We start from the raw sequence: 20843 nt of genomic DNA on the forward strand, positions 1-20843 counted from the left end.
GCGGCCGTCGCCGCCAGGCGCTCGCCGCGCAGCAGACGCGCGCGGCGCTCGCCGCGCTGGGCGCGCAGCGACAGGTCGGCCAGCGTTTCCAGAAGATCCGCCCGCACGGGAACGGCCAGTTCCGCCGCCGCCGTGGGTGTCGGCGCGCGCAGCGCCGAGGCGAAGTCGATCAGCGTCGTGTCCGTTTCATGGCCGACCGCCGAAATCAGCGGGATTCGGCTGGCCGCTGCCGCCCGCACCACCACCTCTTCGTTGAAGGCCATCAGATCCTCGATCGAACCGCCGCCGCGCGCCACGATCATGAGGTCCGGCCGGCGGCCGTCCGGCATGGCGTTGAAGCCGGCGATGGCGGCCGCGATCTTTGCCGCTGCCCCATCGCCCTGCACCGGCACCGGCCACAGCGTGACGCGGCGCGGGAAACGGTCCTGCAGGCGGTGCAGGATGTCGCGGATGACCGCCCCTTGCGGCGAGGAGACCACGCCGATGTGCGTGGGGAGGAAGGGGCGCTTCGGTTTCGCCGCCCGGTCGAACAGGCCCTCGGCCTCCAGCCGCCGCCGACGCTCCTCGATCTGCTTCAGCAGCGCGCCGACGCCGGCCACCTCCATCCGCTCCACGACAAGCTGGTAGCGCGAGGATTTGGGATAGCCGGAGAGCTTCCCCGTCGCGATCACTTCCAGCCCGTCTTCCGGGCGGAACGGCAGGCGCTGCAGATTGCCCTTCCAGATCACGCTGGCGAGGACGGCGTCCGCGTCTTTCAGATCGAAATAGCCGTGGCCCGAGGCATAGGCCTTGAAGCCGGAAATCTCGCCGCGCACGCGCACGAGGGAAAAGCGGTCCTCCAGCGTGCGGCGCACGCTCTGCGCCAGTTCCGAGACGGAGAATTCGGGAATGTTGGGCGCGGTGGAGGCCATGCGACCGGCATAGCCACAGCCGGCCGGCACTTCAAACCTTCCCTCGCGCCACTCGTCCGCGTAACGGACGCCATGGCCATCGACATCCTTCTTCTCGGTTCGGGCGGGCGCGAGCATGCGCTGGCGCTGAAGCTTGCCCAATCGCCCCTTTGCGCCCGGCTGCTGGTGGCGCCCGGAAACCCCGGGATGGAAAAGCTCGCCACGCTGCTGCCTTCCCTAGACATATTGGACGGCGACGCCGTCGCCGAGTTCGCGCGGGCGAACGGCGTCGGGCTGGTGGTGGTCGGCCCGGAAGCGCCGCTGGCGGCCGGCGTGGCCGACGCGCTGAACGCGGCCGGCATTCCCGTGTTCGGGCCCAGCGCCGCCGCCGCCCGGCTGGAAGCCTCCAAGGCCTTCACCAAGGCGCTTTGCGACGAGGCCGATATTCCCACCGCCCGCTACCGGCGCTTCGATGGGCTGGAGCCGGCGCTCGCCTACAGCAACGCCCATGCGCTGCCGGTGGTGGTGAAGGCCGACGGGCTGGCGGCCGGCAAGGGCGTGACGGTGGCCGCCACCCATGCGGAGGCGGAAGCGGTGCTGCGCGAACTTTTCGCCGAACCGGGCGCCGAAGTGGTGATCGAGGAATGTCTGGTGGGCGAGGAGGTCAGCTTCTTCGTGCTGGCCGACGGCAGGACCGCCCTGCCCCTGCTGGCTGCGCAGGACCATAAGCGGGTCGGCGATGGGGACAGCGGGCCGAACACCGGCGGCATGGGCGCCTATGCCCCGGCGCGCGTGTTCACGCCCGAACTGCAGGCCCGCGCCATGGCGGACATCATCGAGCCGACGCTGGCCGCCATGGCCGCGCGCGGAACGCCGTTCACCGGCGTGCTGTTCTGCGGGCTGATGCTGACGGCCGACGGCCCGAAGCTGATCGAATATAATGTCCGCTTCGGAGACCCGGAGTGCCAGGTGCTGATGGCCCTCATGGAAAGCGATCTGGCGGAAATCCTGCTGGCCGGGGCGCAGGGGCGGCTGCACACGGTCGAGGCGCGGTGGAAGCCGGAAGTGGCCGCCGTGGTGGTGGTGGCCGCCCGGGGCTACCCCGGAACGCCGGCGAAGGGCGGGCTGATCGACGGGCTGGACGAGGCCGGGGCGACGGGCGCCACCATATTGCAGGCCGGCACCTCGCGCGATGCCGAAGGCCGGCTGATCGCCAGCGGCGGGCGCGTTCTGGGCGTCGTCGGCACCGGGCCGACCGTCGCCGCCGCCACCGGGCAGGCCTATGCGGCAATCAAAAGCATCAGCTTCGCGGACGGCTTCTGTCGGGCAGATATCGGCTGGCGTGAAATCGCCCGGGAACGGGCCGCAAGCTAGCTCGCCCGCGAAACCGGCGCGGGCAAATGGGAGAATATGGGAATGTCCAGCCGCCAGGAGCAGTTTTCCGGCACCACCGAAGTCCGGGAGGGCGCCCGTTTCGATGAAGCGGCGCTGGAGCGCTGGATGCGCGGCAATGTCCGAGGCTTTGAAGGCCCGCTGGAGGTGCGGCAGTTCAAGGGCGGCCAATCCAACCCCACCTACAAGCTGGTGACGCCCGGCCGCTCCTATGTGCTGCGCCGCAAGCCGCCGGGGCAGCTGCTGAAATCCGCCCATGCCGTCGACCGGGAATATCGGGTGATCACCGCGCTGTTCGCGCAAGGCTTTCCCGTCGCCGAGAGCTTCGGCCTCTGCACCGACGAAAGCGTGATCGGCACCTGGTTCTATGTGATGGAGAATGTGGACGGGCGCATCATCTGGGACGGCAGCTTCCCCGATGTGCCGACCGCGGACCGCCGCCGCTATTTCGAGGCGATGAACGACACCATCGCGCATCTGCACAGCATCGATCCGGTGAAGGCCGGTCTGGAGGATTTCGGCAAGCCGGGGAATTATTTCACGCGGCAGATCGGCCGCTGGTCGCAGCAGTATCTGGACGATAGCGAGGCCGGGCGCGTGCCGGAAATGGACCGGCTGGTGGAATGGCTGCCGGCCAACATCCCGGGCGGGGACGAGAGCGCCATCGTCCATGGCGACTATCGCTGCGACAACATGATCTTCCACCCGACCGAGCCGAAGGTGCTGGCGGTGCTGGACTGGGAGCTTTCGACGCTTGGCCACCCGCTGGCGGATTTTTCCTATCATCTGATGATGTACCGCATGCCGGCCATGGGCACGGTCGGCCTGTCGGAAGTGAATCTGGCGGAAATGAACATCCCGAGCGAGGCGGACTATATCGAGCGCTACTGCCGGACGGTGGGCCGCGATCCGCTGGAAGTGACGGCGAACATGGACTTCTATGTCGCCTACAACATGTTCCGGCTTGCCGCGATCCTGCACGGGATCAAGGGGCGCGTGCTCCGTGGAAACGCCAGCAACGCCCATGCGAAGGCGATGGCGGCCAATGTCGAGCCGCTGGCGAAGCTGGCCTGGGCGCAGGCGCTGAAAGGCGGCGCCAGCCAGGTTTGAGGACCCATGGAAGCAATTGATCTATTTTCCGTCATCCCGGGCTTGACCCGGGATCCCGCTTCTTGCCCGCCGGTCGGAAAGCTGGACCCCGGGTCAAGCCCGGGGTGACGGAGAGGAACCGGGGTGGCGAAGGGGGACAGGAGCCCCCAACCTAGCGCGGCCCTCGATCGGGGGTGGTTTGCCCTGCGCCGGCCTCCCCCGGGTCGGAAACCTTCTTGAAACGGATTTCGCCGTCCAGCGCCGGCTCGCGATAGGCCATTTCGGCATAGGGGTTGGATTGCTGGACCGCCTTTTCCGCCCGGTTCACCAGCCAGGCCACCAGCCCCAGCACGGCGAGGCCCAGCAGCCAGCCGGCGACCACCAGCCATTGCGCCAGGCCGCCCGCCAGCGACAGCCCGTCGGCCAGCCACTGCGTCGTCGAAGGATCGGCGTCGAACCAGCGCGTCACGCGCACCACGGCCGCGCCTCCGGCGCCGGCCAGCGAATAGAACAGCCAGGCCAGCGCCGACCAGATCAGGCCCAGCACCGCCAGCACGACCCAAAGCACCTGCCTCATTGCGCCTCCAACCTCGAAACCAGCAGCTTGTCGATCTTGCGGCCGTCCATGTCGATCACCTCGAAGCGGAAGCCGTGGATTTCGAAGCTCTCGCCCGTCGCGGGGATATGTTCAAGCTCGGCCAGCGCGAAGCCGGCGACCGTCTGATAATCCCGCTCCTCGTCCAGCACGAAGCCCAGTTTTTCCGCCAGTTCGTCGGCCGGCAGGCTGCCGGAGATCAGCCAGCTTCCATCCACCCGCTCGACGATCGCCGGATCGTGGACATCGTCCATGTCGGAGCGGAACTCCCCGGCGATCGCCGCCAGCAGGTCGGCGGGAGTCACCACGCCTTCGAAATGGCCATATTCGTCGATCACCACCGCCATCGGCACATCGGCGTCGCGCAGGACCGAAAGCACGACCGTCGCATCCGCGACATCGGGCACCACCGGCGCCTGGCGGACGAGGGCCTTCAGTTGCAGCGGGCGCCCCTCCAGCAGCGCCGCCAGCGCGTCGCGCGCCTGCACCACGCCCAGGATATGGTCGATTGTGCCTTCCGCCACCACCAGCCGCGTGTGCGGGGTGGAAATCAGCCGGGCGCGCACCGCCTCGTCCGGGGCGGAGGCGTCCAGCCAGTCCACCTCGCGCCGGGGTGTCATCACCCCGCGCACCTGCCGGTCGGCGAGGCGCATGATGCCCGAGATCAGCTCGCGCTCTTCCCCCTCGATCACGCCGGCCTGCTCGGCCTCCTGCACCACATGGCGCAGTTCCTCCTCGGTCACGCCATTGTCGGCTTCGCGGTTTATCCGCAGCAGCCGGAAGATGAGCGAGGTGGAGGCGTCGAGGAAGCTGACGAAGGGGCTGGTGATGCGGGTCACCATTTCCATGATCGGCGCGACGACGACGGCGATCCGCTCCGGCGCGCGCAGCGCCAGCTGCTTCGGCACCAGTTCGCCGATGATGAGCGACAGATAGGTGACGACGACGATCACCAGCGCGAAACCCAGCTCGTTCGCCCAGTCGGCCGGGACTCCGGCCGCCGCGAGGATGTCGGCCGTCGGCTTCGCCAGGCTGGCGCCCGAGAAGGCGCCGTTCGCCACGCCGACCAGCGTGATTCCGATCTGCACGGCGGAAAGGAAACGGCCCTGTTCCGCCTGCAGGCGAAGGGCGGTGGCGGCGCCGCGCACATTGGCCCGCTGCATCACGGCAAGGCGCGGCTTGCGCGCGGAGACGATGGCGAGTTCGGCTCCGGCAAAGAAGCCGTTGAGCGCGATCAGGCCGAGGATGATCGCGACGTCGGTCCAGGGTAAGCCCATGATGGGACCGCTATGCCGGGAAGCCCGGCTGAAGCGCAAGCACGCATTTCTTGGGAGAGGGGGCCGGTTCGAATTGAAACCCGCGCTCCGTCACTCCGGGCTTGACCCGGGGTCCGGCTTTCTTTCTCCGGCGCCGCGCCTGAAGAGAAGCTGGGCCCCGGGTCAAGCCCGGGGTGACGAGGAGGGGTGGCAGGCGCCGACCACAAACTCGAACCGACGCGCCCGCTTTCTCCGCAAACAGTTTGCGTTTGTCCGCCATCGGGTTAAGCATGGCGCAAGCCCGCCTGTACGAATGGCGCCCCGTAAGGCGCGCCACGTCGGCGTTGCTGGGGACTACAGGAGGATCAGGCCATGGCCACCGTCCAATATGCTTCGAAATCAAAGCTTCTCATCGCGGGCGCGCTTGCGGCGCTCATCGTCACCACCGGCTGCACCACCGATCCGGTCACCGGGCAGCAGTCGCTTTCGCGCGGCGGCAAGGGCGCGCTGGCCGGCGGCGTCGGCGGCGCGCTGCTGGGCGGCCTGATCGGCGGCAACACCGGGGCGCTGATCGGCGCGGGCGTCGGCTCGATCGCCGGCGGCGGAATCGGCTCCTACATGGACAAGCAGGAAAGGGCGTTGCGCGAGGCGACCGCCGGCACCGACATCCAGGTGGAACGGCAGGGCGACGAGATCAAGCTGGTCTTCCCCGACACCATCACCTTCGATTTCAACTCGGCGGTGGTGAAGCCGGAAATGCGCGGCGAACTGGAGCAGGTGGCGAAGGTTCTGAACCAATATCCCTCCACCGTGATCGGCGTCTTCGGGCACACCGACAATGTCGGCTCCGCCGAAGTGAACCAGCGCCTGTCGCAGCAGCGGGCGGAATCGGTCGCCGGCACGTTGGAGACCTTCGGCGTCCACCGCGCGCGGATGCAGGTGCGCGGCTTCGGCTACACCCAGCCGGTCGCCTCCAACGACACGCCCGAAGGCCGGGCGCAGAACCGCCGCGTGGAACTGCGCATCATCCCGGTCAGCCAGGAGCAGATGCAGCAGCATCAGTAAGGCGCAGGGCCTGACGGAAAGGGGCGCGGAAGGGAACTTCCGCGCCCCTTTCCTTTATCAGCCGCGCAAAGTGGCGCCCAGCTTGCCGGCTGCCGCGACGATGGCCCTGGCGACGGCTTCGATGTCGGCGTCCGTCAGCGTCTTGTCGAGCGGTTGCAGCGTCACCGCCACCGCTAGGCTCAACTGGCCTTCGGGAACGCCGGCGCCGGCGAAGCGGTCGAACAATTGCGCGTCGGCGATCAGCGCCTTGTCCGCCCCCTTCACGGCGCGCACCAGCGCTTCGGCCTGCACCGTTTCCGGCACCAGGAAGGCGAAATCCCGGCGCACGGGTTGCAGCGCCGGCGGCGTGAAGGCCGGGCGGGCGCGCTTCTGGCGGCGCTCGGGGATGGCGTCCAGGAAGATTTCCGCCGCCACCGCCCGGTCGAGGTCGCCCAGCACATCCGGGTGCAGTTCCCCGAATTCCGCCAGCACCGCCTTGCCCAGCACCAGCTTCGCCGAGCGGCCGGGGTGATAGTGGTCGCTCGCCGGCTGCACGGTCTGCAAGCGCTCGACCGGCGCGCCGGCCGCGGCCAGCGCCGCCTGCACTTCCGCTTTCGCGTCGAAGGCGTCGAAGGCGCGGGCCTTCCCGAAGCGCCAGTCGCGCGGAGTGGCGTCGCCCGCCAGCAGCACCGCCAACGTCGGGCGTTCGCCCTCCGCCAGATAGCGACGCCCATGCTGGAACAGGCGCAGGCTCTGGCTGCCGCGGGCCGCATTGCGGCCGGCGGCCGACACCAGCCCCGGCAGCAGCGAGCCGCGCATCACCGCCAGCTCCGCCGACAGCGGATTGTCGAGCTTCCAGTGACAGCCACCGAATTTCGCCGCCTCGGCCTCGGAAATGAAGCTCCAGGTGATCGCCTCGTCCAGCCCGCGCGCCGCCATCAGCCGCTTCAGCCGCCGCTCCAGCTTCTGCGCCGGCGTGGCTGTCGGGGCGGCGACGCCGTCCGGGCGCGGCAGCGCCACCGAGCGCACCTTGTCCAGCCCGTGCAGGCGGACGATTTCCTCGACCAGGTCGGCGGCGCCGTCCACATCGCGGCGCCAGCTTGGCACGGCGACGGCCCAGGGCGCCGCGCCTTCGGCGACCACGAAGCCCAGCTTCTCCAATATGGCGCGCTGCTCGGCCTCGGGCACGTCCAGCCCGCCCAGCGCCAGCGTCCGCGCCGGATCGAAGCCGACGGTCTTTTCCGCCAGCGGCGGCTCGCCCGCCTTCAGGATTTCCGAAGCCGTGCCGCCGCACAGCTCCACAATCATCGCCACCGCAAGGTCGAGGCCGGGCTCGACGAAGGCCGGATCCACCCCGCGCTCGAAGCGCGAGCGGGCGTCTGAGGTGAGGCCTAGCGCCCGGCCGGTGGCGCCGATGCGGGCGGGATCGAAATACGCCGCCTCCACCAACACGTCGGTGGTGGTTTCCGACACGCCCGAGTCCATCCCGCCCATGATGCCGCCGATGTCATGGACATGGGTATCGTCGGCGATGACGGTCATGCTGTCGTCGAGCTCGTAGCTCTTGCCGTTCAGCGCCAGCAGCGTTTCGCCCGGCTTCGCCCGGCGCGCCACCAGCCCGCCCTTCAGCTTCGCCACATCATAGACGTGCAGCGGCCGGCCGAGCCCGATAGCGAAATAGTTGGTGACATCGACAAGCGCCGAAATCGGCCGCAGCCCGGCGCGGGTGAGAATATCCTGCAGCCATTTCGGCGAAGGACCGTTGCGCACGCCCGCGACGGAGCGGGCGAAGAAGGCCGGGCAGCCTTTGGGATCGTCGGTGCGGACGGGCACGAGGCTTTCGCCCTGCGCGGCGATGGCCGGCACCACCAGCGGCTTCAGTGTGCCGAGGCCGGCCGCTGCCAGATCGCGGGCGATGCCGTAGACGCCCATGCAATCCTGCCGGTTAGGCGTGATCGCCACTTCGAACACCGGGTCGTTCAGCCCGGCCCATTCGGCATAGCCCGCGCCCACCGGCGCGTCGGCGGGCAGGTCGAGGATGCCCTCATGGTCCTCGCCCAGTTGCAGTTCGCGCGCCGAGCACATCATGCCGTTCGATTCGACGCCCCGGATCGCCGCCACCTTCAGCGTGACGTCGAGGCCGGGCACATAAGCGCCCGGAGAGCCGAACACGCCCAGCAGCCCGGCCCGCGCGTTGGGCGCGCCGCAGACGACCTGCAGCCCCTTGCCGTCTCCGGTGTCGACGGACAGCACCTGCAGCTTGTCCGCCTGCGGGTGGCGCTCCGCCGTCAGCACCTTGGCGATCACGAAGGGCTTCAGAGCCTCGGCGGGGTTCTCCAGCGACTCCACTTCCAGCCCCAGCCGGGTCATGGCGTCGGCGAGATCGGTCGCGCTCGCTTCGGTGTCGAGGTAGCGTTTCAGCCAGCTCAGCGGGAACCTCATGCGCCCACTCCCGCCGAGAGGGTGGGCACGTCTAGCGAGGCGAAGCCGAAATGCTTCAGCCAGCGGAGGTCGGCGTCGAAGAAGGCGCGCAAGTCCGTCATCCCATATTTCAGCATGGCGAGGCGGTCGATGCCGCAGCCGAAGGCGAAGCCCTGCCACTCGTTCGGGTCGAGGCCGCAATTGGCGATCACCTTCGGGTGCACCATCCCCGAGCCGAGGATTTCCAGCCAGCTGGAGGTGCCGCCGACCTTCAGCGTGCCGCCTTCCCAGCTGCAGCCGACATCGACTTCGACGCTGGGCTCGGTGAAGGGGAAGAAGCTGGGGCGCAGGCGCAGCGTCACATCGTCCACTTCGAAGAAGGCCTTCACGAAGGTCTCCAGCGTCCATTTCAGATGCCCGAGGTGGATTCCCCGGTCGATCACCAGCCCCTCCACCTGGTGGAACATCGGCGTGTGCGTCGCATCCGAGTCCGAGCGATAGACCCGGCCCGGGGCGATGATCCGGAACGGCGGCTTGCCCGCCATCATCGTGCGGATCTGCACCGGCGAGGTGTGGGTGCGCAGCACCATCCGCTCGCCGCCTTCGGCCGGCGTTGCGTAGAAGGTGTCGTGCATGGCGCGGGCCGGATGTTCCGGCGGGATGTTGAGGGCGGTGAAATTGTGCCAGTCGCTCTCGATCTCCGGGCCTTCCGCCACCGCGAAGCCGAGGTCGGCGAAGATTTCCGACAGTTCGTCCATCACCTGCGAGATCGGGTGCACCGTGCCGGAGAGCAGCGGCGAGGACGGCAGGGAGAGATCCTGCCGTTCCGACGCGAGGCGGGCGCTAAGCGCCGCCTTGCCGAGTTCGGTCTTCTTCGCTTCCAGCGCCGCCGACACCTCCTCGCGCAGCGCCTGATAAACAGGCGCCACCTTCAGCCGCTCGTCCGGCGCCAGGCCGCCAAGGCCCTTCATCAACTGGCTGATGGAGCCGGATTTCCCAAGCGCCGCCACGCGCACCGCCTCCAGCGCCTCGGGCGTCTGGGCGGCGTCGATGCTCGCAAGCGTTTCGCCGCGAAGGGCGTCGGTTGTCACTTCTGCTCGTCCTTATGCTTGTCCGCCCGGCGGGTTAGCGGGCGGCCTTCGAAAAGGCAAAGGGGGTGAACTGAAAAGGGGGGGCTGAAACGAAAAGGGGCGCGGGGAAGCCAAAGCCTCCCCGCGCCCCTGATGCGTTAAGGTCGCGTGGGATCAGGCCTTGGCGCCAGCCATGACTTGATCGAACACCGCCTTGAAGGCTTCCGGCTGGTTCATCGCCAGATCCGCCAGCACTTTCCGGTCGAGATCGAGGCCCGAGTTGGAAAGCGCGTGCATGAACGTGGAATAGGTCACGCCCTGCTCGCGGGTGGCGGCGTTGATGCGCTGGATCCACAGGGCGCGGAAGCTGCGCTTCTTAACCTTGCGGTCGCGATAGGCGTATTGGCCGGCCTTCTCGACGGCCTGGCGCGCAACGCGGATGGTGTTCTTGCGGCGGCCGTAATAGCCCTTCGCCTGGTCGAGAACGCGCTTGTGACGCGCACGGGCGGTGACGCCCCTCTTTACACGTGCCATCTATCCGCTCTCCTTACTTCAGGCCGTAGGGCGCCCAGGCGACCACGCGGGCCGTATCGGCCTCGGACAGGACGCTCGTGCCGCGGTTCTGGCGGATGTACTTGCCATTGTGGCTGATCAGCCGGTGGCGCTTGCCGGCCACGCCATGCTTGATCTTGCCGGTGGCGGTGAACTTGAAGCGCTTCTTCACACCGCTCTTGGTCTTCAGCTTGGGCATTTCGGCTCCTTTCGTTCCCCGGGAAAGGGGATTGGGGCGAGTTCAAGACCGGCCGCGGCAGCCCATGTTCGCCGGGCAGGTCGTCGTCAGATCTCGCGATTGAAGCGCGGGCTATTATGGGTTTCCGCGCGCTTTTGCAAGCGGCGGCGTTTGTAGTCGTTTCGCGCCGACAAGCTCGGGTCAGACCTCCCCGGCGCAAAGCGCCGCAAGGCCGACCGGCCGCCCGAAGCGGAGGAAGCCAAGGTGGGCGGATGCCCGCCGCCCGGCGCCTGAGGGACTAAACAAAAAGCCGCTTGAGAAAGCCTAGGCTTTTTCCAGCGTGCATTGCAGCGGATGCTGGTGCTGCTTGGCGAAGTCCATCACCTGCGTCACCTTGGTTTCCGCCACCTCATAGGTGAAGATGCCGCAGACTCCGACTCCGCGCTGGTGGACGTGCAGCATCACCCGCGTCGCATCCTCCATGCCCATGCGGAAGAAGCGCTGGAGGACATGCACCACGAATTCCATCGGCGTGTAATCGTCGTTCAGCATCAGCACGCGATAAAGCGACGGCTTTTCCGTGCGCACACGAGTCTTCGTGACGACTCCGGTGCCGGTGTCGTCTTCCCTGCCGCCATCGCCATCGGCGCCGTTCGCCATAAATTCCGCTCGCACCATCATCCGCCCCGATTGCCGAAGCCTGTCTTCGTTCGAGATAGGCAGTCTTTCGAGAATCCGCATCACGCCTCGCTCAGGGGCCTGAAGGCCCATGCAAATATCCCATCACCGCCAATGGGTCAAAGGCCGGCCGAAGGCGCGGCAGCCCCGCCAGAAATGGCGGCCCGGCGCGCCATTGCAAGAGGCTCCGGCCCAACCGGCGCGCATTGTGACGGCAAAGGTTGCGGCCATCGCCGAAACATGTTCATGAGCCAGCCATCTTCTGTCCCGGAAATGCTCTTCAGTTTCCGTTAACGTCCGAGGAACCTCGCGCTTGACCCGCCGCCCCCAGATCCTGCTGCTTTCCGCCGCGCTCTTCGCACTCACGGGCTGCTCGCTGCTGGGCGACTCGGGCGGCGGAGGCGCGAAGGGGGAAAAGGGCGCGCCCAAGGGCGCCGCCGCCAGCCCTCCGCTCGTCATCGTCGCCACCGCCCAGAACAGCACCCTCATCGATTCGGTCGAGGCCGTGGGCACCGCGCGCGCCAACGAGCAGGCCGACATCAATTCCACCGTCACCGAGCGGATCGCCAAGATCAACTTCACCGATGGGCAATATGTGCCGCGCGGCGCGGTCATCGCCGAGCTGGTGCAGGCGGAGCAATCCGCCACCCTCAACCAGAATCAGGCGCGCCTGCGCGAGGCCGAATTGCAGCTCGCCCGCCTGAAGCAACTGCAGACGCAGGGTTTCGCCACCAAGGCCAGGGTGGACGAGCAGCAGGCGGCGGTGGACGTCGCCCGCGCCGGCACGCAGCAGGCGAACAGCCAGATCGCCGACCGCGTCATCCGCGCGCCCTTCTCGGGCTGGCTCTCGCTTCGGCGCATCTCTCCCGGCACGGTGGTGAACGCGGGCACCACCATCGTCACCATCGTCGACCATTCGAAGATCAAGCTCGATTTCACCGTGCCGGAAACCTATCTGCCGGCGCTGAAGCCCGGGCTGGAAATCGCCGCCACCGCCGCCGCCTTCCCCGGCGAGACCTTCCGCGGCCGCATTTCCTCGATCGACCCGGTGCTCGACCCCGTCACCCGCTCCGCGACGGCGCGGGCGATCCTGCCCAATTCCGACCTGCGCCTGCGCCCCGGAATGCTGATGACGGTGGACATCAAATCCCCGCCGCGCGAAGCGCTGACCGTGCCGGAACTGGCGGTGATCGGCGAAGGCACCGGCAGCTATGTCTGGAAAGTCAGCGAGGACAACCAGGCCGGGCGCGCCAATGTCTCGGCCGGAAGCCGGCGCGACGGGCGGGTGGAGATATTGTCCGGGCTGAACGCGGGCGATAGGGTCGTGTCCGAAGGCACGGTTAAGCTGCGCGGGCCGGGCCCGGTGCAGCCGACCGAGCCCAAGGCCGCCAAGGCGCCCGCCGCCGCCGAATCCGCCCCGACCGGAGCCGCCGCATGATCCTGTCCGACATTTCCGTCCGCCGTCCGGTGTTCGCGGCGGTGATGTCGTTGATGCTGCTGCTGATCGGAGCCGTCTCCTACAGCCGGCTGCCGGTCCGCGACCTGCCGGCGATCGAGCCGCCGATCGTTTCCATCGACACCACCTATCGCGGCGCCAACGCCCAGGTGGTGGAGAACCAGATCACCCAGATCATCGAGGACCGGGTTTCCGGGATCGAGGGGATCGAGACCATCACCTCGCGCTCGCGCGACGGCCGGTCCGACATCACCATCGAATTCTCCGCCAGCCGCGACATCGATGCCGCCGCCAACGATGTGCGCGACCGGGTTTCGGGCGTGCTCGACAATCTGCCCGACGAGGCCGACCCGCCGGAAATCAGCAAGGTCGATGTCGACGCGCAGCCGATCCTCTGGCTGAACGTGATCCAGCCGGAATGGACGCCCATGCAGCTGACGGACTACGCCCAGCGCGTGCTCGTCGACCGCTTCGCCGCCGTCAACGGCGTGTCGCGCGTGCAGATCGGCGGCGAGGCGCGGCAGGCGATGCGCATCTGGCTCTCCCGCTCGCAGCTCGTCGCCTATGGGATGACGGCGGCGGATGTGGAGGCGGCGCTGCGCCGGCAGAATGTCGAGCTTCCGGCAGGCCGAATCGAAGGCGAGGCGACCAACCTCACCGTTCGCGTCACCCGCCAGTTCACCAACCAGGCCGAGTTCGAGCGGCTGATCGTCGGCCGCGGGCAGGACGGCTATCTGGTGCGGCTGGCCGATGTTGCCCGAGTCAGCCTGGAACCCGAGAACCGCTACAATTTCTTCCGCTCGAACGGCGAGCAGGCGATCGGCCTCGGCGTCGTCCGCCAGTCGGGCGCGAACACGCTCCAGGTCGCCAATGACGTGAAGGCGGAGATCGAGAATGTGAAGGCGATCCTGCCCGCCGGCATGTCGCTGGCGGTCAGCTTCGACAGTTCGCTGTTCATCGAACGGGCCATCGGCAACGTCTGGATGACGCTGCTGGAAGCGGCCGTGCTGGTGGTGGCGGTGATCTTCATCTTCCTGGGGTCGGCGCGCGCCACCATCATTCCGGCGCTGACGGTGCCGATCTGCCTCGTCGCCACCTTCGCCGTGCTCTATGTGCTGGGCTATTCGCTGAACCTGCTGACGCTGCTCGCCTTCGTGCTGGCGATCGGTATCGTCGTCGACGACGCCATCGTGGTGCTGGAGAATATCTATTACCGCATGGAAAAGGGCGAGCCGCCGCTGATGGCCGCCTATCAGGGCGCGCGGCAGGTGGGCTTCGCCGTCATCGCCACCACCATCGTCGTCTGCGCGGTGTTCGTGCCGCTCTATTTCATCGCCGGCAACACCGGCCTGCTGTTCCGCGAACTGGCGGGCGCAATGATCGGCGCCATCGCCTTCTCGGGCTTCGTAGCGCTGACGCTGACGCCGATGCTCTGCTCGAAGATGCTGAAGCCCGACGGCGGGCACAACCGCTTCACCCAGTGGTTCGACCGCCAGTTCGACCGGGTGCAGCGCCGCTATGTCCGCCTGCTCGACCGGCTGCTGGACCATCCGTGGAAGATCGGCGGCGCGGCGATCGCCTTCGTCGCGCTTTGCCTCGGCCTCGGCTCGACGCTCGCCTCGGAACTGGCGCCCGAAGAGGATGTGGGCTATTTCTTCGTGAACGTGCAGGCCGCCGAAGGCACCGGCTTCGACCGGATGAAGAGCTATATGGAGGATATCCAAGCGCGGATGCTGCCCAAGGTGGGCGAGGGCGAGCCGATCCGCCGCATGCTGGTGCGGGCGCCGGGCAATTTCGGCGCCACCGAGGATTTCTCCAGCGGCGGCATGACCGTGTTCCTGGTGCCCTGGGAAGACCGGGACGTGACCACCCGCGACGTGATGAACACGACGCAGCAGGTGATCGCCGAGGATCCGCGCGTGCGCGGCAATGCGTCGAGCGGCAACACGCTTTCGCGCGGGCGCGGGCGGCCGATCCAGCTGGTGATCGCCGGCTCCAGCTTCGACGAGCTGGCCGAGGCCCGCGACGCCATCTTCCAGGCGGCCGAAGGGCATCCCGGGATCGTCGACCTGGACAGCGACTATAAGGAAACCCGGCCGCAGCTGATCGTCGACATCGACACCACCCGCGCCGGCGACCTCGGCGTGCAGATCGCCGACATCGGCGCGACGCTGGAAACGATGATGGGCAGCCGCCGGGTGACGACCTTCATCGACCGGGGCGAGGAATATTATGTGGTGCTGCAGGCGGAAGACGCCGACCGCGCCAGCCCCGGCAACCTCGCCAACATCTATGTCCGCTCGCAGACGACCGGCGACCTCGTGCCGCTTTCCAACCTGGTGAGGCTGCGCGAGGCGGCGCAGGCGGGCGAGCTCGGACGCTTCAACAAACAGCGCGCCATCACCATCCAGGGCAATCTCGGGCCGGGCACATCGCTGGGCGAAGCGCTCGACTTCCTGGAAGGCGTGGCGCTGGAACAGCCGCAGGTGACGGCCATCGGCCACAAGGGCGAAAGCCATCAGCTTCGGCAGACCGGCTCGTCGCTCTGGGTGGTGCTTGGGCTGACCGTGGTGCTGGTGTTCCTGGTGCTGGCGGCGCAGTTCGAAAGCTGGGTGCACCCGGCCGTCATCATCCTGACGGTGCCGCTGGCGCTGGGCGGCGGGCTGTTCGGCCTGTGGGCGATGGGCGGCACGCTGAATCTCTTCTCGCAGGTGGGGATCGTGATGCTGGTGGGGCTGGCCGCCAAGAACGGCATCCTGATCGTGGAATTCGCCAACCAGCTGCGCGACGACGGGGTCGCCTTCCGCGACGCCATCATGCAGGCCTCCGAACGGCGGCTGCGCCCGGTTCTGATGACGTCGATCGCCACCGTCGCCGGCGCCGTGCCGCTGATGCTCGCCCGGGGCGCCGGCGCCGGATCGCGCGAGGCGATCGGCATCGTCATCGTCTGGGGCGTCAGCCTGGCGACCTTGCTGACCCTGTTCGTGATCCCCGTATTCTACGCCGCCTTCGCGCGCCGCACCCAGTCGCCCGAAACCATCGCGCGCGAGCTGGAGCGGCAGATGAAGGGACGCCGGGAAGAAGATGGCGAGGAGGCTGTGGCCCAGCCGGCGGAATGATCTGGAAGAAGCGGGCTTCGCTTCCTATCTTCGCAACCTGCCGGAAGCGCCCTATTGGCGGCCAGCCCCTTTGACCAACGGAGATTGACGACATGCAGAACCAGAATCAGGTGTTCGAAGACCTGTCTCGCCTCATGTCCTCGCTCGCCGGGACGGTGGCCGGGGCGGGGCGTGAAGCTGAAACGCGCATGAAGGAAAAGCTGCGCGAGGCGGTGGGCGGAATCGACATGGTGAGCCGCGAGGAGTTCGAGGTCGTGAAGGCTATGGCCGCCGAGGCGAAGGCGGAACTGGAAGCGCTGAAGGCCGAGCTGGAGGCGCTGCGCAGTTCCATTCCCGGCGGCAGCGCCGCGCAGCCGGCGCGCGTCCCGCGCGCCAGGGCCAGCAAGATCGACATAAGCTGAGCGGCTTCGCGGACTCCGTCTATCCACATGATTCATGCGGGATGCCGGCCGCAGGTGCTTGCCAAGCGGATGGCCTGCCCGCAATATCTGGTGGCCCGCACATGCTGACGCCCCTAGCAATGGGACGGCAAGGCGGGTTGGCGGGGGCCAGAATGCAGATGATGATTTCGGGGATGATGAAATGACGAGCCTGCAGTTCGACTTGGGCGCCGACGCTTCCGCGCCGATCGACATGCTGGAGCAATATTTCGCCAGCCATAACTGGAGCTTCGAGCGCGAGGGCGACGAGGAGATCGTCACCACCGTGAAAGGAAGCTGGTCCGACTATGAGCTTCGCGCCCTTTGGCGCGAGGACGACCGGGTGCTGCAGTTCATCGCGCTGACCGGAATCAACGCCACCGCCGCGCGCGGCGTGCCGGAAACCCGCGCCAATCTCTACGAGGCGCTGGCCCTCATCAACGAACAGCTCTGGATCGGCCATTTCGAACAATGGTCGGCCGACGGCGCCATCCTCTTCCGCCACGCCGTGCTGCTGGACGGGCCGGAAGACGCCACCCTTTCCATGCCGCAGGCGCATGCCCTGGTGGACGCGGCGCTGGACGAATGCGAGCGCTATTACCCGGTGTTCCAGTTCGTGCTGTGGGGCGGCAAGACCCCGCGCGAGGCGCTGGCGGCGGCGATGGTCGAAACCGAAGGCGAAGCCTGAGAAGCCGGCCGGGCGCCGCGACTCGCCTGTTGCCGCCAGGCTGAGAACTCATACAGGCAATTGATATGTTTCCGTTATCCCGGGCTTGACCAGGCTGGCCGAAAAGCTGGACCCCGGGTCAAGCCCGGGATGACGATGGGGAACATGAGTCCTCGACCTGGACCTTACAGACATAATCCATGCTTTTTTCGCATGGCTCCAGTCGATTTTCGGCATGGCAGAACTGATAGGCCGCTGTAACGGCTTAGCAATAATGACTTATTTCAATCTGCATGCCAAAGCCTCGCTGCACTGCGGTATAATTTGCTGCAAGGATCCGGGCGTCGCTCAATTTTGCCATTGACGCAAACTGAGCGAAACTTTAATTAGCCCTGTATCGAATTGAGCGTCGCTCGAAAAACTCCGGATCCCGATTGCCGGACGTTATGGGATGCGACGGTCGGCCGGATGGTCTCGGCAAAGGAGGCACGCCGGCGATGAACAGGAAGGATAATGCCATGCGCGCCATCATGACCCTCGCCGTCGCCCTTGCCGCCACCACGGCCGCCCCGGCCTTCGCCAACGCCGAAACCTGCGATTCGGCCCCCGCCAAGCTCCGCGCCATTGCCGCCACCTCCGACGCGACCGCCGCGAAGAAGGCCGAGCGCAACATCGCCCTGGGCGAAGCGCTGTGCGAAGCCCGCAACCGTTCGGAAGCGGTGAAGAAGTTCAACCTCGCCGCCAAGTCGCTGGGCACCGACATCGCGGCCGTGATGAGCCCGACCGCCTCGGCGAACGTGCAGTAACATCCTCCCGGACGGGCCGCTCTCCCTCCCCCTCCCACGCGGCCTGTCCCACCCAAAGGGCGGTGGTTCCATAAGGAACCGCCGCCCTTTTCGTTTCTGGGCCTTTTCGTTTCTGGGCCATGCCCGACTGGCCGGCGGGGCTTGAGGCCGGCTGCCGCTGCTGCCACAAACGGGCAACCGCACCCAGTATCGGCAGAATCACCTCCAGATGACCATAGCCTGTCCATGATGAGACCGCGCCTGATCGACGGGCCGGACCATCGGCTTCTTCTACTCTGCGACCATGCTTCCAACGCCGTCCCGCCCGGGATCGACCTCGGCGTCGCCGCCGACATAATGCAGGAGCATGTCGCCTGGGATATCGGCGCCGCCGCGGTGACCGAACGGGTGGCCGATGCACTCGGTTGCGGCGCCTGGCTCGCCAGCGTGTCGCGGCTGGTGGTGGACTGCAATCGCCCGCCCGACCACAGCGTTCCGGAAAAGAGCGACGGCATCCTGATCGCCGGCAATATCGGCCTTTCCCCGGCGCAAATGCAGGCGCGCCACGCGCTGCACGATCTGTTTCACGACGGCATCGGCTCGCTGGTGGCCGAGCGGCAACCCCGGCTTCTGGTCTCCATCCACAGCTTCACGCCGGCGCTGGCTTCGGCGCCCACCCCCCGGCCATGGCCGATCGCCATTTTGTGGAACGCGGATTATCGCGCCGCCGAACTCGCCATCGCCGCGCTGGAGGCGGAGCCAGGCCTGCCCGGGCCGGTCGGTGCGAACGAGCCCTATTCCGGCAAGGTTCTGAACTACACGATGGACCGGCATGCCGAAGCCGCCGGCCTGCCCTATCTCGGCTTTGAAATCCGTCAGGATCTCATTTCGGACGAAGCGGGGGCCGGCCTTTATGCCGCCATCGTGGCCCGCGCCATCGCCGCGACGCTGGAAGGGCTGTGAAGGCTTTTCTGGCCTTGCTGATCAAGGCCTTTCTGGGCCTCATCGCCTTTTCCCTGCTTTGGGTGGGCGTCTACCGCTTTCTCGATCCGCCCACCACCTATCTGATGATCCGCGACCGGCTGAACGGCGTGGAGGTGAAGCAGCAATGGGTGGGGCTGGATGAAATGTCCCGGCATATCCCCCGCGCGGTGATCGCCGCGGAGGATTCGCGTTTCTGCGAGCATCGCGGCTTCGACGTCGAGGCCATCGAAAAGGCGATGGAGGCGAATGAGAAGGGCCGGAAGCTGCGCGGCGGCTCCACCATCAGCCAGCAGACCGCGAAGAACGCCTTCCTGTGGCCCGGCCGCACCATGGTCCGCAAGGGCGTGGAAGCCTGGTTCACCATCCTGATCGAATTCCTGTGGGGCAAGCCCCGCATCATGGAAGTCTATCTGAACATCGCCGAATTCGGGCGGGGCGTGTTCGGCGTGGAGGCCGCCAGCCGGCACTATTTCGACAAGCCCGCCAGCAAGCTCAGCCGGCAGGAAGCGGCGCGGCTGGCCGCCATCCTGCCGCAGCCCATCCAGCGCGACGCGGCCTCGCCGGGCCGCTACACTAGGCGCTACGCCGATCGCATCGCCAGCCGCACCCGCGTGGTGGCGAACGACGGCCTGGACGGCTGCATCTGGAAATAGCCGGTCAGGCGCTCATCCCGCCGTCGATCACCAGTTCCGAGCCCGTCATGTAGCTGCTGTCGTCCGAGGCGAGGAACACTATCCCGTTGGCGATCTCTTCCGGCAGGCCGGGGCGTTGCAGTGGCGCCAGCATGGCGATGGCGTCCACCGCTATGGCATTGGCGCCGGCCGGCGTTCCAAGCTGTTCGCGCGTGCCGGCAAGCCCGCCTTCGTCGATCCTGGTCCAGATCGGCGTGTCGATGATCCCGGGATGGACGGAGTTGCAGCGGATGCCGTCGGCCGCATATTCCTTGGCAACGGCCTTGGTGAAGAGGCGAACCCCGCCCTTGGTGGCGCAATAGCCGGCAAGCCCGGCCGCCCCTTCCAGCCCGGCGACCGAGGATATGTTGACGATGGAGCCGCCTGCCCTGCCGGCGCGCATCGCCGGGATGGCGTGCTTGCAGCCGAGGAAAACCCCGGTGAGGTTGACGGCGACAAGATTGTTCCAGGAGTCGAGGCTCATCTCGGTCACAAGCTGGCCCGAGCCGATGCCGGCGTTATTCACCAATATGTCGAGCCGGCCAAACGCCTCCAGCGCCGTCGCCACGGCATCGGCCCATTGCTCTTCCGATTTCACATCGTGCGGGCGGAACAGCGCTTCGCCGCCGGCCTTGCGGATCGAGTCCAGCGTTTGCGCGCCGCCGCTTTCGTCCACGTCCGTCGCCAGCACGGCGGCGCCCTCGCGCGCCAGCGCCAGCGCCGCCTGGCGGCCAATGCCGCTTGCCGCGCCCGTGACGAGCGCCACCTTCCCCTTCAGCTTCATCGCCCTCTCCCTTCCTTGCCCGGCATCATGGCCCCGGCCTGGCGGGCGCCCAAGCTGCCGAAGCGGAGAGGATCAGCGCAATATGCCCCTGGCCGCCGCCCGGCGCGCATACCAGAGGAAGAAGAGGCATCCCGCGAGGATGATGGCGTTCATCCCGAAAGCCTGCGGGCCGCCCATCACCTCGGCGCCGTTCATGAGAAGATAGCTGTTGACGAGGCTGAGCAGGAAAGCCGCCAGCGACAGCAGGAACACAGGTGCCGCAAAGCGGCTTCGGAACAGCAGCAGCAGGCCGCCAAGCACCCCGCCCCATACCCCGACCGCCCAGACCGCGAAGGCCCAGCCCGGCATGGCGTTCATGAAGCCGATCTGCGCTTCAGTCATGTTCATCCGCCGCAGCCAGACCTCTCCCTGCAACTGGGTCATGCTGTAGTCGAAAGCCCCGAAGCCGTTCCAGACGATGGCGAGAAGCGACACCAGCCAGTGATGCCATGGTGCCGGGCGTTGTTCCGCATTGGCCATGAGATTGGTCCTCCCGCGGCGATCATAGCGGATTTCGCGAACGTCGACACTCGATTGCCGCTGGCGACAGACTGCTTCCGGCTCTTCCCATTATGGTTAACAAATGGAAACCATGCGGCAGAAGGTCGCAGTTTACCGATAAGGAACATCGTGCAGCGCTGTTCCGGCATGACAGCGCCGCAATGCCGGCTGGGCAGATCCCGCGATCAATCGCGACAAACATCGATTTTACAGATCGCTAACCGGTGATTTTCAAGAAAACTGCCCTTTTTCA

The 20843-nt window shown here is 67.2% G+C and carries 20 protein-coding genes; 10 read left to right on the plus strand and 10 right to left on the minus strand.

Annotation, left to right across the window (positions count from 1 at the left end; all coding sequences use genetic code 11):
* A partial coding sequence (xseA, locus tag L6Q21_RS00005) for an exodeoxyribonuclease VII large subunit (protein WP_237828928.1) occupies positions 1-911 on the minus strand: 911 nt, incomplete at its 3' end.
* 78 nt (positions 912-989) lie between these two features.
* Between xseA and purD the strand changes: the two genes are divergently transcribed.
* A complete protein-coding gene (purD, locus tag L6Q21_RS00010; RefSeq protein WP_237828930.1) occupies positions 990-2264 on the plus strand; it encodes a phosphoribosylamine--glycine ligase in 1275 nt (424 codons plus the stop codon).
* A 42-nt stretch (positions 2265-2306) separates the two neighbouring features.
* Positions 2307-3392, plus strand: a complete 1086-nt coding sequence (locus tag L6Q21_RS00015; RefSeq protein ID WP_237828273.1) for a phosphotransferase family protein — start codon at positions 2307-2309, stop codon at positions 3390-3392.
* A 151-nt stretch (positions 3393-3543) separates the two neighbouring features.
* Here the strand turns inward: L6Q21_RS00015 and L6Q21_RS00020 are convergent, their stop codons facing one another.
* Entirely contained in the window at positions 3544-3948 is a 405-nt protein-coding gene (locus L6Q21_RS00020) for a hypothetical protein (protein WP_237828274.1), read from the minus strand.
* Positions 3945-5243 carry a hemolysin family protein gene (locus L6Q21_RS00025; RefSeq protein WP_237828275.1) on the minus strand — a complete coding sequence of 433 codons (1299 nt, stop codon included), beginning with the start codon at positions 5241-5243 and terminating at the stop codon, positions 3945-3947. Before L6Q21_RS00025 ends, L6Q21_RS00020 begins: the two co-directional genes overlap by 4 nt.
* 351 nt (positions 5244-5594) lie before the next feature.
* Here L6Q21_RS00025 and L6Q21_RS00030 point away from each other — a divergent pair, with 351 nt between their 5' ends.
* Positions 5595-6287 carry a YiaD family glycine zipper/OmpA-like lipoprotein gene (locus tag L6Q21_RS00030; RefSeq protein ID WP_237828276.1) on the plus strand — a complete coding sequence of 231 codons (693 nt, stop codon included), beginning with the start codon at positions 5595-5597 and terminating at the stop codon, positions 6285-6287.
* Positions 6288-6344: 57 nt separating this feature from the next.
* On the opposite strand, the gene pheT is transcribed toward L6Q21_RS00030, so the two are convergent.
* From pheT to clpS, 5 genes are all read right to left on the minus strand, one after another.
* Complete coding sequence (pheT, locus tag L6Q21_RS00035; RefSeq protein WP_237828277.1) at positions 6345-8708, minus strand: phenylalanine--tRNA ligase subunit beta; 2364 nt, start codon at positions 8706-8708, stop codon at positions 6345-6347.
* Positions 8705-9778 (minus strand): phenylalanine--tRNA ligase subunit alpha, encoded by a 1074-nt coding sequence (gene pheS / locus L6Q21_RS00040; RefSeq protein WP_237828278.1) that lies wholly within the window; start codon positions 9776-9778, stop codon positions 8705-8707. The genes pheT and pheS overlap by 4 nt, the downstream gene beginning before the upstream one ends.
* Before the next feature lie 153 nt (positions 9779-9931).
* Positions 9932-10291 carry a 50S ribosomal protein L20 gene (gene rplT, locus L6Q21_RS00045; RefSeq protein WP_237828279.1) on the minus strand — a complete coding sequence of 120 codons (360 nt, stop codon included), beginning with the start codon at positions 10289-10291 and terminating at the stop codon, positions 9932-9934.
* Positions 10292-10304: 13 nt separating this feature from the next.
* Positions 10305-10508 carry a 50S ribosomal protein L35 gene (gene rpmI, locus L6Q21_RS00050; RefSeq protein WP_140929513.1) on the minus strand — a complete coding sequence of 68 codons (204 nt, stop codon included), beginning with the start codon at positions 10506-10508 and terminating at the stop codon, positions 10305-10307.
* A 303-nt stretch (positions 10509-10811) separates the two neighbouring features.
* Positions 10812-11147, minus strand: a complete 336-nt coding sequence (gene clpS / locus L6Q21_RS00055; protein WP_237828280.1) for an ATP-dependent Clp protease adapter ClpS — start codon at positions 11145-11147, stop codon at positions 10812-10814.
* A gap of 331 nt (positions 11148-11478) precedes the next feature.
* On the opposite strand from clpS, the gene L6Q21_RS00060 reads away from it, so the two are divergent.
* The 7 genes from L6Q21_RS00060 (at position 11479) to mtgA (ending at position 19248) form a co-directional block, all read left to right on the plus strand.
* A complete protein-coding gene (locus L6Q21_RS00060; protein WP_237828281.1) occupies positions 11479-12603 on the plus strand; it encodes an efflux RND transporter periplasmic adaptor subunit in 1125 nt (374 codons plus the stop codon).
* Entirely contained in the window at positions 12600-15740 is a 3141-nt protein-coding gene (locus L6Q21_RS00065; RefSeq protein WP_237828282.1) for an efflux RND transporter permease subunit, read from the plus strand. The genes L6Q21_RS00060 and L6Q21_RS00065 overlap by 4 nt, the downstream gene beginning before the upstream one ends.
* A 92-nt stretch (positions 15741-15832) precedes the next feature.
* Positions 15833-16141 (plus strand): accessory factor UbiK family protein, encoded by a 309-nt coding sequence (locus L6Q21_RS00070; protein WP_237828283.1) that lies wholly within the window; start codon positions 15833-15835, stop codon positions 16139-16141.
* Positions 16142-16322: 181 nt separating this feature from the next.
* On the plus strand, positions 16323-16847 hold the full coding sequence (locus tag L6Q21_RS00075; RefSeq protein WP_237828285.1) for a type III secretion system chaperone family protein: 525 nt from the start codon (positions 16323-16325) through the stop codon (positions 16845-16847).
* A gap of 476 nt (positions 16848-17323) precedes the next feature.
* Positions 17324-17632: a hypothetical protein gene (locus tag L6Q21_RS00080; protein ID WP_237828286.1), complete on the plus strand. Its 309-nt coding sequence runs from the start codon at positions 17324-17326 to the stop codon at positions 17630-17632.
* Between the two features lie 225 nt (positions 17633-17857).
* Positions 17858-18574: an N-formylglutamate amidohydrolase gene (locus L6Q21_RS00085; protein ID WP_237828288.1), complete on the plus strand. Its 717-nt coding sequence runs from the start codon at positions 17858-17860 to the stop codon at positions 18572-18574.
* Positions 18571-19248, plus strand: coding sequence for a monofunctional biosynthetic peptidoglycan transglycosylase (mtgA, locus tag L6Q21_RS00090; protein WP_237828289.1), 678 nt, complete (start codon positions 18571-18573; stop codon positions 19246-19248). The genes L6Q21_RS00085 and mtgA overlap by 4 nt, the downstream gene beginning before the upstream one ends.
* Positions 19249-19252: 4 nt before the next feature.
* On the opposite strand, the gene L6Q21_RS00095 is transcribed toward mtgA, so the two are convergent.
* A complete protein-coding gene (locus tag L6Q21_RS00095) occupies positions 19253-20050 on the minus strand; it encodes an SDR family NAD(P)-dependent oxidoreductase (protein ID WP_237828291.1) in 798 nt (265 codons plus the stop codon).
* Positions 20051-20122: 72 nt separating this feature from the next.
* Positions 20123-20569 (minus strand): hypothetical protein, encoded by a 447-nt coding sequence (locus tag L6Q21_RS00100; RefSeq protein WP_237828292.1) that lies wholly within the window; start codon positions 20567-20569, stop codon positions 20123-20125.
* Between the last annotated feature and the right edge of the window lie 274 nt (positions 20570-20843).

It is taken from the genome of Sandaracinobacteroides sayramensis (genome assembly GCF_022014495.1).
Taxonomy (GTDB): Bacteria; Pseudomonadota; Alphaproteobacteria; order Sphingomonadales; family Sphingomonadaceae; genus Sandaracinobacteroides; species Sandaracinobacteroides sayramense.

Excerpts from the sequence above, each read along its gene's own strand:
- L6Q21_RS00020 (WP_237828274.1), bottom strand. The coding sequence starts at position 3,948 with ATGAGGCAGGTGCTTTGGGTCGTGCTGGCGGTGCTGGGCCTGATCTGG.
- L6Q21_RS00030 (WP_237828276.1), top strand. The coding sequence starts at position 5,595 with ATGGCCACCGTCCAATATGCTTCGAAATCAAAGCTTCTCATCGCGGGC.
- L6Q21_RS00070 (WP_237828283.1), top strand. The coding sequence starts at position 15,833 with ATGCAGAACCAGAATCAGGTGTTCGAAGACCTGTCTCGCCTCATGTCC.
- rplT (WP_237828279.1), bottom strand. The coding sequence starts at position 10,291 with ATGGCACGTGTAAAGAGGGGCGTCACCGCCCGTGCGCGTCACAAGCGC.
- L6Q21_RS00015 (WP_237828273.1), top strand. The coding sequence starts at position 2,307 with ATGTCCAGCCGCCAGGAGCAGTTTTCCGGCACCACCGAAGTCCGGGAG.
- L6Q21_RS00065 (WP_237828282.1), top strand. The coding sequence starts at position 12,600 with ATGATCCTGTCCGACATTTCCGTCCGCCGTCCGGTGTTCGCGGCGGTG.
- L6Q21_RS00100 (WP_237828292.1), bottom strand. The coding sequence starts at position 20,569 with ATGGCCAATGCGGAACAACGCCCGGCACCATGGCATCACTGGCTGGTG.
- clpS (WP_237828280.1), bottom strand. The coding sequence starts at position 11,147 with ATGGCGAACGGCGCCGATGGCGATGGCGGCAGGGAAGACGACACCGGC.
- L6Q21_RS00095 (WP_237828291.1), bottom strand. The coding sequence starts at position 20,050 with ATGAAGCTGAAGGGGAAGGTGGCGCTCGTCACGGGCGCGGCAAGCGGC.
- L6Q21_RS00085 (WP_237828288.1), top strand. The coding sequence starts at position 17,858 with ATGATGAGACCGCGCCTGATCGACGGGCCGGACCATCGGCTTCTTCTA.
- L6Q21_RS00080 (WP_237828286.1), top strand. The coding sequence starts at position 17,324 with ATGAACAGGAAGGATAATGCCATGCGCGCCATCATGACCCTCGCCGTC.
- L6Q21_RS00025 (WP_237828275.1), bottom strand. The coding sequence starts at position 5,243 with ATGGGCTTACCCTGGACCGACGTCGCGATCATCCTCGGCCTGATCGCG.
- pheT (WP_237828277.1), bottom strand. The coding sequence starts at position 8,708 with ATGAGGTTCCCGCTGAGCTGGCTGAAACGCTACCTCGACACCGAAGCG.
- L6Q21_RS00075 (WP_237828285.1), top strand. The coding sequence starts at position 16,323 with ATGACGAGCCTGCAGTTCGACTTGGGCGCCGACGCTTCCGCGCCGATC.
- rpmI (WP_140929513.1), bottom strand. The coding sequence starts at position 10,508 with ATGCCCAAGCTGAAGACCAAGAGCGGTGTGAAGAAGCGCTTCAAGTTC.